This is a genomic window from Pseudomonas sp. S2_H01, from assembly GCF_054668305.1.
In genome coordinates this window covers 4,783,367-4,798,169 of sequence record NZ_CP162756.1, presented here as the reverse complement: position 1 = coordinate 4,798,169, position 14,803 = coordinate 4,783,367, and the positions used below count along the sequence as shown (strand labels likewise).

Sequence of the window (14,803 nt, the reverse complement as noted above, 5' to 3'; positions counted from 1 at the left end):
CTAAGGTGAGAACGGGCATGCCGAATGACTTCGACCGCGTTGTCGATACGCTACCGGGTATCGCATTCACCGCGTCGCCCGATGGCGCCTTCGGCTACGTCAATCATTGCTGGCGCGCCTACTCCGGCCTGAGCCTCGAGCAGTCAGCAGCAATGGGCTGGCTGTCTGTCATACATCCCGCAGACCGGTCGCACATGCTCGCATACTGGGCATCAGCCACCCGTCGTGGCCACGCCGATGACATTGTCATTCGCCTCCTGCGACGCGATGGTCTCTATCGCCGTTTTCTGCTTCGGGCCAATGCGATGTGCAACGAAGATGGCCAGCTTGCGAAATGGTGCGGCCTGTTCATCGACATCGACACCCTTCCAGCGCAATCCAGCCAGCAGCAGTCCGACAAGATGGACGTCACCTCGATCATCGACAGTATCCCCGCGATGGTGGCGTTCATGACACCCGATGGCGAACTGGAGCAGGTCAATCGGCAGATCAACGACTACATCGGGTTGCCGTTCGACGCGCTGAAAAACTGGTCAACCAGCGGCACGATTCACAGTCAGGATCTGGCTGCCGTGACGGCGGCCTGGACTCACTCGATCCATACGGGTGAGCCCTACGACATCGAGCTCAGGATCCGCCGATTCGACGGCGTTTATCACTGGTTTCATGTGCGCGGCCTGCCGATTCGCGACCAGCAGGACCGCATCGTTCGCTGGTGCGTGCTGCAGGTCGACGTTGACGAACGTAAACGGGACAAGGCCTTGATCGTCAAAGCCCTGCGCGAGGTCAGTGCCTCCGAAGACCGGATGCGCAACCTGATCGACGCGGTGCCGGGGTTCGTGTGGAGTGCGGCGCCCGATGGCAGCGTCAGCTTTGTTAATCAACGATGGTGTGATTATACGGGGATGACCGCCGATCAATCGCGGGGGTCTGGATGGACCGCCACCGTTCACCCGGACGATGCTCAGGCACTGGAAGAGTATTGGGTGAAGCTGCTTGCGTTGGGTCATGCAGGGGAGTTCGAAGCACGCCTTCGCCGCTTCGACGGTGCCTATCGCTGGTTCCTGATCCGTACCGTGCCGCAACGCGATGAGTCCGGCGCCGTGGCGAGCTGGTTCGGCGAGAACACCGATATTGAAGACCGTAAGCAGACCGAAAGGCTTCTGGCGGGAGAAAAACTGCTGTTCGGCATGATGGCCGCAGGCTCGCCGCTGAGTGCCATTCTGGGAAAGTTATGCGAATTGGTCGAGGTAATGGTGGACGACTGCGGGTGCTGCGTGGCGGTGGTGGACCAGAAACGGTCGCACTTGTCGACCGACGCGGGCCTTCGGTTGCAGACCTGTGCGTCGCCAAATGCGCCCTCCGGTCTGATCCAGTTGGGCGACAACAGCGGCGCGGGTGTGGACACCTGCCCGACGATGGCGGCGGCCGTACTCAATGCCCCCGTCATCGTGAGCGATCTGACTGAAGAGAGCCGTTGGGAACGCTGGCGAGCGGTTGCCCTCGAGCAGGGGGTGCGGGCAATCTGGGCGCTGCCCATCACCTCCACCGGATTGGACGTAACCGGCGTACTCGCTTTCTATCCAAGGGCCCCTGCAACACCTTCACCCGAACAGAACAACCTCATCGCTCAATTCACGCACCTGGCGAGCATTGCCATTGAACGTGCGCGGGCGGACGCGGCACTGATGCAAAGCGAGGCGTTCCTGGCCAAGGCACAGCGCTTGAGTGCTACGGGAACATTCTCTTGGCGATTGGGGGCCGACGACATCATCTGTTCAGAGGAGATGTACCGCATTCTTGAGGTGGACACGAGCGTCAGGCCTACGCTCGACCTTCTATACCAGCGAATCCACCCGGACGACGTGTCGACCTTCAAAGAGGCGTTAAGGCTTGCGCGAGCCCCTGGAAGAGACTTCGAGCACGAACCTCGCCTGCTGATGCCTGGCGGTAAAGTGAAGTTCGTCCACCTCGTCGCCCACCTCATCCCGGACGCAAGGGGCGAGCTTGAATACATTGCGGCCGTTCAGGACGTGACACAACGCAGGGTGTCGGAAGAGACCTTGAGCAAGGTGCGCTCGGAGCTGTCGCACCTTGCCCGCGTTGCAAGCCTGGGCGCCGTCACCGCGTCGATTGCGCACGAGGTCAATCAACCGCTGGCGGGCATCATCACCAATGCCAGCACCTGTCTGCGCATGCTAGGGGCGGAACCACCCAACATCGAGGGGGCTCGGGAAACGGCACGCCGCACCATTCGTGACGGGAACCGGGCGGCGGATGTCATCAAGCGCCTGCGTGCGCTGTACGCAAAAAAGAGCATCAGCATCGAAGACGTTGACCTGAACGAAGCCGCACGTGAGGTCATTGCGATGATCCTGGGCGAGATGCAACGCAATGGCGTCATGATCCAGCCCGACTTCGCCGACGCGCTCCCGACGGTTCAAGGTGACCGGGTCCAACTCCAGCAAGTGATCCTGAACCTCATCTTGAATGCGGCCGAGTCTATGAACAAAGTCAGCAGCCGCTCACGGCGCATGCTGATCACCACGCGGGTCAATGAAAACCACGACGTGAACCTTGCGGTCAGGGACAACGGCAGCGGTTTTGATCTGCAGGATTCGGAGCGGCTTTTCAATGCGTTCTACACCACCAAAAATACCGGCATGGGCATCGGATTATCCATCAGCCGGTCAATCATCGAGCGGCATGACGGACGACTCTGGGCATCGGTGAACGAGGGCCCCGGTGCCACGTTCCAGTTTTCCATCCCGCAGGGCCTCGACCGTTCTTCCCCCGCGTGCGACGAACCCCTTGCCTCGCAAGACCTGAACGATGATGAGCGTCACGCCGAGAGGGATTTGAAATGAACATGCCATTACTCGTATCTGTCGTGGATGACGACGAGTCGGTGCGTGAATCGCTGCCGGACCTGCTCAAAGAGTTCGGATTCGCCGTTCAGGCCTTCTCCTCCGCACAGGCCTTCCTGGCGTCAGCCCATGTTGATCAGACGCGCTGCCTGATTCTCGACATTGCCATGCCTGGCATGTCCGGACCGCAACTGCAGCAAGAGTTGAAAGTTCGAGGCTTTTGCATCCCGATCATTTTCATCACCGCTCATGGGGATCTCAGCGAGCGGCCACGTTTAATGAGCCATGGTGCCGTGGACTGCCTGATGAAACCGTTCAGTGAAGCTCAATTGCTCAAGGCCCTGAGCGCGGCACTGCCGGTGGCCTGAGCGCCGCAAACGAATCCATGAGGAGACCGCATCTTGAACCTGACCACCCTACCCGCGCGCGATCGAAGCGCCGGGACAACAACCGTCGTCACACCCATCGTCTTCGTCGTGGACGACGACATTTCCGTGCGCGAATCCCTCGAATTGCTGATCCGTGTCGCCCAATGGGAACCACGCCTCTTCGAGTCCGCCCAGGCCTTTCTCGATCATCCGCGGCCGTCAGTGCCCAGCTGTCTGGTGCTGGATATGAATCTCCCCGATCTCAGCGGCCTGGACTTACAGTCCTTGATCGCCCACGACGGTTCGTGCATGCCCATCATCTTCATCACCGGCTACGGAGACATTCCGGCAACGGTGCGCGCCATGAAAGCCGGCGCCGTCGAGTTTCTGACCAAACCGTTCGATGACGACGTCCTGCTCTGCGCCATCACCGACGCGCTTGAGACCAGCCGTGCCGCCCTGGAGCACGACCGACATGTGCAGGCCTTGCGCATCTTGTACGCGACCCTCACACCTCGCGAGCAGGAGGTCATGACGATGGTGGTGGCGGGAAGGATGAACAAAGTGATAGCGGCTGATCTCAACATCAGCGAAATCACGGTGAAGGCCCACCGTGGCAAAGTCATGCGCAAGATGAAAGTGCGTTCACTGGCTGATCTGGTCAAAACGGCAGCGACGCTTTCGCTCCCGGTGGCCTAGTCAAGCGATTGTGCACGTTGAATGCGTTGCTCGATCGCGTGCAGCTCACGAACGTCCAGCGTACCGAACCCTTCCGTTACCCATGACCGGCAAGCCCGGAGCAGCTCCGAGGCCTGCGTCCTGCGGCCCTGGTCCAGCCACAACCGTGCAAGGTCCATCGAAGTGCGCAGCTCCCAAGCACGGGCGCCCTGCTGGCGACTCAACTGGAGCGACTCAGTCAGAATCTCCTCCGCCAGACCCTCATTGTCTGGCTCAAGTGCCTGAACCACACCGGCCTGGATTCTCAACAATTCAGGCAGCGCGAAGGCGTCTCCGCTCTGGTGGCAGTGGTCAATGGTCCGGGCGAGGAGCGAGGCGGCCTTTTCATGCTGGCCCTCCATGATCAGTCCTTCCGCCAAGGCAATTTCGAACGAGGTGGTCAGCAGCTCATAACGCATGCCGTGCAGCTGATGAAGGCTTTCCTCCAGCACCGAGACAGCATTTCCCGCCGTTTTGGAGCGAATGGCAACGGCGGCCCGCAGCCCCTTCGCCGCCGACAGATAAGGTCTGAACGCATTCGCCTGCGATATTCGGCTAAAGGTGTCCAGGCTGGCCGTGGCTTTCTCCAGATCGCCGTTCCAGATATAGACGCAAGACGTCCAGATCACCGCTATACAAAACGTGACGGCGTGCTCGAGCTCCGCGGCTTCAGCTTCCACTTGTGCCGCCCAGGCCTGCGCCTGATCCGGGTGGCCCTGCAGCCAGAGCGTGCGCGCCAACGCCAGCCCTGTACGATTTCGATGATCAAACCCATAGTGGATTGTGTTGCTACGCCTGGACGGCAAACTGTGGCGCAGAGAGTTTTCCAGCTCTTGCCGCGCAAGGGTCTGGTTACCCAGCAAATGATGGGAGATGCCCGCAAGCGAAGCGGCGATGGCGGTCGCCTCAGGATCGCCGATCAACGCGCCCACCTGGACAGCGTGCTCAGCCCAGGCCAATGAGGATGCAAAATCGCCGATGCGTTCGTAAAAGATCTGCAACCGCCCGAGCAACCTCAGCTGCGACCAACGGTCGTTCAGCGAGACCGCAATATCCAGCGCCCGAAGCAACGCCTTTTCCGCAGCCTCGGTGTTGCCTTGGGTGAACATCAGCACGAGCCCCAGTGCAGCCTGAAGCTCCAGCTCGGCCGGGGTGCCGAAATAGCCCAATGAGAGCAACTCGGTCGCACGCGCACACCAGGTGCGGCACTCCACCAGTAACGAAAAATGCAGAAAAAGGTGAGTGCTCGCGGCAGCCAGCGGCAGCGCCAACCCGGGATCGCCATGAGGGCCGAAACTCCACTCAAGCGCGCTTCGAATATTGCCCAACTGGCTCGCCAGGCGTGCGGAACCCGTGAAAATTTCTTCTGGCGAGCCACCCAGTTTGCCAAGCAGATTCAGATAAAACGCCGCATGCCTGAAGGCCAGCGCATTCACCTCGCTGTCGCCATACAGGGTGAGCTTTTCGCGGGTGTAGGCCCGCGTCATTTCAAGCAGACGATACGCCGACATCGAATCCGAATGGTCCACAGTGACCAGCCCCTTGGAAGCCAGGTCGTCAAGGATCGCCGCCGCAGCGATCGAATCGATCTGCCGGTCAGCAATGACCTGAGCAGCCGCTTCCTGGGAAAAAGGCCCGACAAAAATCGAGAGACGCGCAAACGCCAGGCGCTCGGCAGGACTGAGGATGTCATAGCTCCAATCGAACATGGCGCGCAGCGTCTGATGCCGGGGCAGTGCCGTACGTCGCCCCGACCACCCGAGCGAGAAACGCTCGCCCAGCGACGTATGCGTCGGCTTCACCCCGTGGCTGGCGACACGCACCGCTGCGAGCTCAATCGGTAACGCCATGCCTTCCAGCCGCTTGCACATGTCCGCAATCAACAGGGCGTCACCCTCTCCAAGCGCCAGCGTTGTGTTGCTCGAAGTGGCCCGTTCCACAAACAACCTCAGCGCCGGGAACGCCAGGAGCTCGTCGCTGGCAAAATGGTGTGGTTCGGAAGGAAAATCCAGCGGGTTCAACCAGTGCACGTACTCGCCCTTGGCACGCAACGGTTCACGGCTGGTCGCCAGGAGCCCGACTCCCGGTGCGGCATCCCTGATCTGCTCGACAACCTCGCAGACGGCATCGATCACATGTTCGCAATTGTCGATGACCAATAGCAGTCTGCGTCCACGCAAGTGCGCCAGTAACACGAACAGCGGGTCTTCGGCCTGAACAGGAATGTCGAGCGACCCCGCGAGTGCGGAAGGCACCAGCGCCGCATCCTCCACCTGAGCCAGGTCCACGAAACGAACACGCTCATAGTCATGGCTGGCAATCTGGTGCGCGACATCCACCACGAGACTGGTCTTGCCCACCCCTCCGGGCCCCACGACGGTGAAAAGTTTGGGTTGCTGCAAATGATCGGCAATCAGCCTCACATCGGCCTCTCGCCCTATCAGCTTCGCTCTGGGCGGCAGGCTTCCCACACTACTGACATAGCCGACCGCTTCCACACCTGCCGACGCCGGCGAGTTGTCGCCAGGGGTCGCAGCAGGCTCTGGGTGAGTTTTCTCTATCGGTGTGACGAATGCATAGCCGACGCCTACCTGGGTGGCGATGTAACGCGCTCCGCCCTCACCGTCGGCGAGAATGCGACGAAGTGCGTTCATGTGAAACCGCAGACTCCCTTCTTCAACGACGATGTCGGGCCAGACACGGCGAATCAGCTCGCGTTTGGACAACACCCGACCAGGGTTTTCCAGCAGCGCAATCAGCAGATCCAGCGCGCGCCCGCCTATCTCGATGGGGATGCCATTCTTTGCGATCAGCCGCTTGGCCGGAACCACGCAGAACGGCCCAAACGCATACTGAGTACTGAGTGATTCGAGCAGCTCGCCTGAGGAGGGCTCCACAAGGATCGTTCTCTTGAAGGGTGGCGGTGTCTCGCAGTGAAAAGCCCTGCGCGCGGGTTCCTGCATGATAAGTGTTTTGCATGATCGTTCAAGCACGGCAGCGCCCCTCAGGCAGACCACGCAATCCGTCAGACCGGAAGCCAACGCAGGGTTACTCAATGGCGCCAACGATGTTGACATCGATGTTTTCGCGCATCGCTTTGGAGAAGGGACAGGTATGGGTGGCAGCCTCGACCAGTTCATGGACAAGCGCCTCGTCGACTCCGGGCAAAGCGATCGACAGATGAGCCCTCAGGAAAAATCCCCTTTCCCCATGCCCCAAATCGATTTGCGCCTCGACCGCAGTGTCAGCGGGAAACGTAACCTTGCGAGCATTGCACGCATGACGAAGCGAGCTGATGAGCGAAGCCGACCAGCCCACTCCAAGCAACTGTTCGGGATTGGTGCCATGTCCTGGCGTACCCGGCGGTGAGAGCAACACGTCGAGTCGGCCATCAAGGCTGTTCCCCGAGCCTTCGCGCCCTCCCGTCGTTCGGGTCCGACTTGAGTACAGAATTTTCTCAATATTGATCATGGCGTTCTCTGAATCGACTTCATCGCAAGCATGTTCATAGCGCTTTCGATCTTACGTGTTCGCTGGCGAAGGGTACTGCGGCGGACACCGCCACCAAGGCTTCATCACCAATCGACTGCAGGTAGTCGACTAGCTTGCAGCGAGCAATATCGATCAGCCAGGCACGTGTCGATAGCGCGCAATCGAAGCTGGCGCTGCGTTGGTGAACGACCATGAACGCCTCCTGAACAAGGGTCTCAAGGTGTTCGTGCCTGGCCCGGCCGGCCTGTACCTGACCTTCATAAAACGCCATGAGCAAAGGGGCAACGGCCGCAAACAATTGTTGCGACGCCCCCTTTTCCTGCACCACGACATTAGCAATCAATCGTCCAAGCTCTTCGTTGCTGAGCCAGTCAATGCCACAGAGGCCGCTATTGCGGTAGCCATCGTTCATGATCAATCCCTTCCAAGTCTTCGATTCACCTGTCAATGACAACGCTGCTGTCTGGCAGCCGCTGCAGGTTCGTGTGTCCAGACCGCTGTTTCGAGACTGTAGGATGAGTGGCCCGTTGGCCTGGTGCCAGTTATTCGCTGTTAGCGTGTGTTAGTTGAACGGCTTAACACACCTTAACCAAGCGCTCGGAACCACTAAGCCCGCACCGTATCGGGTTGGCGGAACACGCGTGAGTGTCAATACCGGATCGACTCAGAATCGCAATGTGCGACCGGGCAGCACGTTCCACCACACGTAAACATGCCGATGCTGCGCTCATGAACTGTCTCTTTACGTGAGCAGGCTCAGCGCCCCCGCTGCTCGGGCCGCCAGAGTCCATTCACACCCGGATGGCACCAACGTGTAATGGCTGGCGGGCTCGCTCAATGGTTTTATTGATTGGTGACTGATCTCGACGACCGGGTAATCCCCCGCTAATAGTCTCGTCCAGCAGTGGAGAAAGTACGATGCCTTCCGTCCTTAATAATATTCGTGACCACTCTCCCAAGTGGACTCACACGTTATCCTTTCGACTTTTTGCGATCTTCGTTGTCAGCCTGCTCCTGACACAGATGCTTTCTGCAATCAAAGACGTTTCGTCTCCTTGCGCCTCGGCGGTCGAATTTCTTCAGGTCCTGCTGATCTGCGGGTGTGCCTGGCTCGCGGTCAGAGCGTCGATCAGACCCTTGATCAAGCTGTCGCGGGAAATCGAATACCTGGATCCACAAAACCGCCTTATCAGACTCGATGAAACGGGTCCTCTGGAAATAGCCAACGCAGCCGCTGCATTGAACGCGATGCAGGATCGGGTAGCCATCCATCTGAAGGAGCATTTACTGATTCTGGCCACCATCTCCCATGACCTGCAAACCCCTATTACGCGCATGCGCTTGCGCACAGAGTTCATGGATGAGTCCTGCGAAAAAGAAAAACTTTGCCATGACCTGGGCGAGATCGAGCACTTGATTACCGAGGGTGTGTCTTATGCCTGTAGCGCCCAAGCGTCCAGCGAAAACAACCATCGAGTCGACCTGAATGCGTTTCTTGAAACGCTGGTGTTCGATTACGAGGACATGGGCAAACCGATTCAGCACCGGATCGTCGGCAAACACGTGCTTCACACCCAGCCCTATGTACTTCGTCGGCTTCTGGTCAACCTGATCGACAACGCCATTAAGTATGGCGGGGGCGCGCAGCTGGAGGCCGACTCACAGGTCCCTGGCGTCATCCTGATCTGCATTCTGGATCGAGGCCCCGGCATACCCGAATCGGAACTTGAGCGAGTACTGCAGCCCTTTTACAGAATCCCGTCTGATCGTCAAAACGGGACCAAAGGCTCGGGGCTAGGCCTGGCGATCGCCAATCAACTCGCGTGCGTTCTGGGCGGACAGTTGAAACTGTCGGCGCGCGCCGGTGGCGGCCTGTGCGTCCAAGTGACATTGAAGTCGCTTGCTCACTGACCCCGGGCACCCCAGCTGTGTCCGGCGCCGAGTGGTCGCCAAGATGACACCCGCCCCCCCGTCGAGCACTCTGCCCCCGTCAGCATTGTTCGCTAAGGGGATCGATGACCTCAGACAGCGCGTGAGCTTCAGCCTGCTGCAGGCTGACTGGACGGAGTACCGCCAGAACCTGGAGCAATCGGCGAACGACGTGACAAGCCTCCAGGCGCGCTTGCTGCAACTGTACAAGGACGACTACTCAGCACAGATTCAAAAACCGCCCATCCAGGGCGGTTTTTTATGGCAGGGCGTTCGTTAGAGCCACGCTTTTATCTGAGCACTCACCGCGTCGGTTGAGATCCCGTAACGGTCATGCAGGGTCGGCAGCGCGCCCGCGTCCAGAAACGCGTCCGGCAATGCTATCTGGCGGAAGGTCGGTGTCACGCCACTTCGCATGAGCAGCCCCGCCACCGCCTCGCCCAAACCACCGATGATCGATGCGTTCTCGGCCGTCACCACCAGCCGTCCGGATTTACGCGCTTCAGCCAGAATGGTTTGTTCATCCAGGGGTTTGACCGTGGGCACGTGCAGCACCGCCACGTCGACACCATCGGCTTTCAGCTTCTCGGCCGCCTCAAGAGCGCGCATGGTCATCAGGCCGGTAGAAATGATCAGAACATCGTTGCCCGTGCGCAGGGTCTTCGCTTTGCCGATTTCAAACGTGTAACCGTACTCATCCAGCACGACCGGTACATTCCCGCGCAGCAAACGCATATAAACAGGGCCTTGGTGAGCGGCGATGGCCGGCACGGCCTGCTCGATCTCCAGCGCATCGCAGGGGTCGACGATCATCAGATTGGGCATGGCGCGGAAGATCGCCAGGTCATCGGTGGCCTGGTGACTGGGGCCGTAACCGGTGGTGAGTCCGGGCAAACCACAGACGATCTTGACGTTGAGGTTTTCCTCGGCAATCGCCATGCAGATGAAGTCGTAGGCACGACGTGAAGCGAATACCGCGTAGGTCGTGGCGAACGGCGTGAAGCCCTCACGCGCCATGCCTGCGGCGGCGCTCATCAGCAGTTGCTCGGCCATGCCCATTTGGTAGAAACGGTCCGGGTGCGCCTTGGCGAAGATGTGCAGGTCCGTGTATTTCGACAGGTCGGCAGACAGCCCGACGATGTCCTGGCGTTGCTCTGCCAGCGCCGCCAGCGCATGGCCGAAGGGCGCGGACCGGGTGGCCTGACCTTCCGAGGCAATGGAGGCGATCATGGCCGAGGTTGTCAGGCGTTTTTTACCGCTTTGAGGGGTGTTTACCGTGCTCATTTGTCGCTCCCGACCTGAAGGTTTTGCAATGCCAGATCCCACTCGTTTTCATCGACGCGGATGAAGTGGGTCTTTTCACGGGTCTCGAGGAAATCCACCCCTTTGCCCATTTTGGTGTCGCAGATGATCACGCGAGGTTGGCTGCCGGTGTGGTTGCGCGCGGCGTCGAATGCGTCGACCAGCGCGTGCAGGTCGTTGCCGTCCACCCGTTGAGTGAACCAGCCAAATGCCTGCCAACGATCGACGATGGGCTCGAACGCCAACACCTCGCTGGAATGTCCGTCCGCCTGTTGGTTGTTCACGTCGATGATCGCGATCAGGTTGTCGAGCTTCCAGTGCGAAGCCGACATGGCAGCTTCCCAGGTCGAGCCCTCGTTCAGCTCACCGTCGGAAAGCAGGTTATAGACGAACGAGTCGGATTTTTTGCGCTTGAGTCCCAGGCAGGCGCCGACTGCGATCCCCAGGCCGTGCCCGAGCGACCCGCCGGTGATTTCCATGCCGGGGGTGTAAGCCGCCATGCCCGACATCGGCAGACGGCTGTCGTCCGAACCGTAGGTTTCCAACTCATCCAGCGGAATGACGCCCGCCTCGATCAGCGCGGCGTACAAGGCAATCGCATAGTGGCCGATGGAAAGGTAAAAGCGGTCACGCCCTTCCCACTCAGGATTGTCCGGCTGATAGCGCAGCGCGTGAAAGTACGACACGGCCAGCAGATCGGCGGCGCCCAACGCTTGCCCGACATAGCCCTGGCCCTGAACCTGGCCCATGCGCAGTGCGTGACGACGAATGTTGTAAGCGCGCTCGGTCAGTGACGCGAGGCGGGTGTGTGATGCATGAACTGTCATTTGAGAAGTCTCCATTGACTCAACGATTGACCGACGCGGCCGGAATACGCAGCACCAGAACTGCGCCGATAAACAGCACAGCGGTGATGAGGTACATACCGATGGCGCTCGATCCGGTCGTGGTCGTGATCCAGCCGATCAGATAGGGCGAGCAGAAACCCGCAAGGTTGGCGAAGCTGTTGATGCCCGCGATGCCGGCTGCCGCTGATACCCCGCCCAATAGCGTGGTGGGTAACATCCAGAAGAGTGAAGACGCAGACAGCACGCCCGCTGCCGCCAGACACAGACTCAGCACAGAAAACACCAGGTTGCCGCCCATCAACGCCGCCAGCGTGAGGCCGATGGCGCCAGCGATCATGGGGACGACCAGGTGCCAGCGGCGCTCGCGGTGCTTGTCTCCACTGCGGCCCATCAACAGCATCGCGACGATGGCGCACAGGTACGGCAGGCTGGTCACCAGGCCGATGTGCAGCGGGTCGGAGACACCCGCGTTACGGATCAGCGTTGGCAGCCAGAACGTGATTGCGTACTGACCCATGACCACGCAGAAGTAGATGCAGGCCAACAACCAGAGACGGCGATCACGAATGAATTCGCGCGGCGATGCATGGGTCACTTTGCGGCTGTTGTCTTCTGCCAGTTCCTTGTTCACCAGCTCCTTTTCGTCGTCGGTGAGCCAGGTGGCCTGATGCACGCCATCTTTCAGGTAGGTCAGCACCAGCAACCCGACGATGACCGTGGGAATGGCCTCGATTACGAACATCCACTGCCAGCCGGACCAGCCGTGCATGCCCGCGAAGTGGTTCATGATCCAGCCGGACAACGGGCCGCCGATCATGCCCGACAACGGGATGGCCACGAACCAGAGCACCGTCATCTTTGCCCGACGGTAAGACGGGAACCAGTACGTCAGGTACAGCAGCAAGCCAGGGGCCAGGCCCGCTTCGGCAATGCCCAGCAGGAAGCGCAACGCGTAAAACTGCCAAGCCGTTTCCACGAAGGCGAAGAGTGCCGAGATGATCCCCCACGAGATCATGATGCGTGCGATCCAGCGACGAGCGCCGACTTTGTGCAGGATCAGGTTGCTGGGGACTTCGCAGAGAAAATAGCCGAGAAAGAACATGCCGGCGCCGAGCCCGTAAACGGTCTCGCTGAGCGACAGGTCATTCATCATCTGCAACTTAGCGAAACCGACGTTGACCCGATCCAGATACGCGCAGAGGTAGCACAGCATGAGGAATGGCATCAGGCGCCAGGCGGTTTTGCGATAAGCATTCGAGCGCACGGCCGATGCCGCGTCGAGCGTCATGGTGGTAATCATGATGATCTGATCTCTTGTTTTTATAGACCGCCAGGCTGCAGAGCCCGGCGAATCATCGATCCAGAACAGTACGGGCGGATCGCCCGGCCACTTGTTGTCAGTGAATCAGCATGCCGCCGTTAACATCCAGCGTAATGCCTGTCAGGTAAGAAGACAGGTCACTGGCCAGAAACAGTGCCGCATTGGCCACGTCCTGCGCCTCACCCAGACGGCCCAGCGGAATGCCGTCGATGATCGCGTGACGGCGCTCATCCTGCATCAGGCCACCGGTGATATCGGTATGGATCAAGCCGGGGGCGATGGAGTTGACGCGCACGTTGTCAGGACCGAGTTCGCGAGCCATGGCCTTGGCCAGACCCAGCACACCGGCTTTTGCGGCGCTGTAGTGAGGACCGCCGAAGATACCGCCGCCACGCTGCGCGGACACCGAGGACATGCACACGATGCTGCCCGAAGACTGCTTGCGCATCAGCGGAATGACCGCTTGGGACATCAACAACGTGCCGCGCAGACTGACATCGAGCACTTTGTCGTAGTCCGCGTGGCGGATGTCGAGGGTCTTGAGGGGTTGGGTGATACCGGCATTGTTGATCAACACGTCGATACGGCCGAAGTGCTCGATGACCTGGGCGATGGCCTTGTTGACCTGTGCCTCGTCGGCGACGTTGGCAGCGAGTCCGAGATGACCTTCGCCCAGCGACGCTGCAGCGTCACGTGCGGCGGCTGCATCGAGGTCGAGAATGACGACCTTTGCCCCGTGCTGAGCGAAGGTGGCCGCGGTGGCCCGACCGATACCACGTGCGGATGCTGCACCCGTGATGATTGCAACTTTGCCCTGAAGAAGCATGAGCGAAACCTCTGATTGTTTTTATGAGATTTTGAGTGGCTTCGATCCCTGAGAATCGATGGGGTCAGCTTGGTCCTCGAGGTCAGGGCGAGCAATAACGCAAAAGTCATTGGATGCTGAAAAAAATTCAGCCCTCGTCAGGACAGTTGCAGGAGTGCTTGAATAGAAAGCGCCGAATCACAACAAGAACAAAGGAGTCCCCCACCATGTCCACTGGCGGCGAAGCCTCACCACCGCTCCCACCCTTGAGGGCAATTCAGGCCTTCGAACAGACGGCACGCTTCGGCAACGTCGCCAGAGCGGCCGAAGCGCTGGACCTCACGCCCTCGGCCGTCAGCCATCAACTGGCCAATCTTGAAGCGATGATCGGGCGCCAATTGTTCGTCCGTAACGCCCGCGGCGTGACGCTGACACCGGTGGGAGAGCAATACCTGAAGGAGATTTCCGGGCTTCTACACAGCCTGGCGATTGCGACCGAGCGAGCCACCAGCGACGTCAGTCTCGATTGCCTGCGCCTGCATTCCTCGCCCAGTTTCGGGCTGTTGTGGCTGATGCCTCGGCTGGAGGCATTTCGTGTGAGCCATCCCGATATCCAGATCAACCTTTCGTGTTCATACGAATCCCTGCACTTCAGCCGGGACAAGATCGACGTGGACATTCGTCATGGCGTGCCGAACTGGCCCAGCTATGAAGTGCGCACCGTGCGCAACGAACACTTTGCGGTGCTGGCCGCGCCAAAATTACTCGCCCGCAGACCGATCAGCGCCGCAGCGGATTTGCTGGACTGTGAGTTGATCCTGTCGGAAGCGACATTGTTGAAGTGGCCCGCCTGGTTTGCCCAACACGGTCTGGCACGCCCGGAGAATCCCTACGCGCTGAGCTTCGATCGCTCCTACATGACCCTCGAAGCGGCGAGCCATGGGCTGGGCTTCGCACTTGAGAGCTCGCTGCTGGCGCAGAAGTACCTGGCGTCCGGAGATCTGGTGGAGGTATCACCCGAATCGTTGAGTGCTCCGGTGGCCGCGCATCACCTGGTATTCCCGAAGGCCCACTCCAGCTTTCCGCGTGTCAGGCGGTTTCTGGAGTGGATGGAGAGCGAACTGGGGCACGGCTTCGTTTTTTGATCTGTTGCG

Annotated in this window: 13 protein-coding genes; 6 read left to right on the top strand and 7 right to left on the bottom strand. The window is 59.8% G+C overall.

The features are described from left to right. Positions 1-17: 17 nt before the first annotated feature. Genes AB4N84_RS21365 through AB4N84_RS21355 form a run of 3 tightly spaced genes read left to right on the top strand, consistent with a single transcriptional unit; the run spans position 18 to position 3,934 of the window. Positions 18-2,867, top strand: coding sequence for a PAS domain-containing protein (locus tag AB4N84_RS21365; protein WP_083370564.1), 2,850 nt, complete (start codon positions 18-20; stop codon positions 2,865-2,867). Then, positions 2,864-3,235, top strand: a complete 372-nt coding sequence (locus AB4N84_RS21360; RefSeq protein ID WP_074749540.1) for a response regulator — start codon at positions 2,864-2,866, stop codon at positions 3,233-3,235. Before AB4N84_RS21365 ends, AB4N84_RS21360 begins: the two co-directional genes overlap by 4 nt. Before the next feature lie 33 nt (positions 3,236-3,268). Continuing rightward, positions 3,269-3,934, top strand: a complete 666-nt coding sequence (locus AB4N84_RS21355) for a response regulator transcription factor (RefSeq protein ID WP_074749539.1) — start codon at positions 3,269-3,271, stop codon at positions 3,932-3,934. On the opposite strand, the gene AB4N84_RS21350 is transcribed toward AB4N84_RS21355, so the two are convergent. From AB4N84_RS21350 to AB4N84_RS21340, 3 genes are all read right to left on the bottom strand, one after another. Continuing rightward, entirely contained in the window at positions 3,931-6,849 is a 2,919-nt protein-coding gene (locus tag AB4N84_RS21350) for an ATP-binding protein (protein ID WP_460043033.1), read from the bottom strand. The genes AB4N84_RS21355 and AB4N84_RS21350 overlap by 4 nt on opposite strands. 151 nt (positions 6,850-7,000) lie before the next feature. Next, positions 7,001-7,423 carry an Ohr family peroxiredoxin gene (locus AB4N84_RS21345; protein WP_074749537.1) on the bottom strand — a complete coding sequence of 141 codons (423 nt, stop codon included), beginning with the start codon at positions 7,421-7,423 and terminating at the stop codon, positions 7,001-7,003. Positions 7,424-7,457: 34 nt separating this feature from the next. Beyond that, entirely contained in the window at positions 7,458-7,856 is a 399-nt protein-coding gene (locus AB4N84_RS21340) for a hypothetical protein (RefSeq protein ID WP_460043032.1), read from the bottom strand. A 611-nt stretch (positions 7,857-8,467) separates the two neighbouring features. On the opposite strand from AB4N84_RS21340, the gene AB4N84_RS21335 reads away from it, so the two are divergent. After that, positions 8,468-9,355 (top strand): ATP-binding protein, encoded by an 888-nt coding sequence (locus tag AB4N84_RS21335; RefSeq protein ID WP_074749535.1) that lies wholly within the window; start codon positions 8,468-8,470, stop codon positions 9,353-9,355. Between the two features lie 121 nt (positions 9,356-9,476). Beyond that, positions 9,477-9,653 (top strand): hypothetical protein, encoded by a 177-nt coding sequence (locus AB4N84_RS21330; RefSeq protein ID WP_167362022.1) that lies wholly within the window; start codon positions 9,477-9,479, stop codon positions 9,651-9,653. On the opposite strand, the gene AB4N84_RS21325 is transcribed toward AB4N84_RS21330, so the two are convergent. From AB4N84_RS21325 to AB4N84_RS21310, 4 genes are all read right to left on the bottom strand, one after another. Then, on the bottom strand, positions 9,650-10,657 hold the full coding sequence (locus AB4N84_RS21325) for a transketolase family protein (RefSeq protein ID WP_460043030.1): 1,008 nt from the start codon (positions 10,655-10,657) through the stop codon (positions 9,650-9,652). The genes AB4N84_RS21330 and AB4N84_RS21325 overlap by 4 nt on opposite strands. Next, positions 10,654-11,502: a transketolase gene (locus AB4N84_RS21320; protein WP_460043029.1), complete on the bottom strand. Its 849-nt coding sequence runs from the start codon at positions 11,500-11,502 to the stop codon at positions 10,654-10,656. Before AB4N84_RS21320 ends, AB4N84_RS21325 begins: the two co-directional genes overlap by 4 nt. A gap of 19 nt (positions 11,503-11,521) precedes the next feature. Next, complete coding sequence (locus AB4N84_RS21315; protein ID WP_460043028.1) at positions 11,522-12,823, bottom strand: MFS transporter; 1,302 nt, start codon at positions 12,821-12,823, stop codon at positions 11,522-11,524. A gap of 97 nt (positions 12,824-12,920) precedes the next feature. Beyond that, positions 12,921-13,670 (bottom strand): SDR family NAD(P)-dependent oxidoreductase, encoded by a 750-nt coding sequence (locus tag AB4N84_RS21310; RefSeq protein WP_460043027.1) that lies wholly within the window; start codon positions 13,668-13,670, stop codon positions 12,921-12,923. A gap of 206 nt (positions 13,671-13,876) precedes the next feature. On the opposite strand from AB4N84_RS21310, the gene AB4N84_RS21305 reads away from it, so the two are divergent. Next, a complete protein-coding gene (locus tag AB4N84_RS21305) occupies positions 13,877-14,794 on the top strand; it encodes a LysR substrate-binding domain-containing protein (RefSeq protein WP_460043026.1) in 918 nt (305 codons plus the stop codon). Positions 14,795-14,803 lie beyond the last annotated feature (9 nt).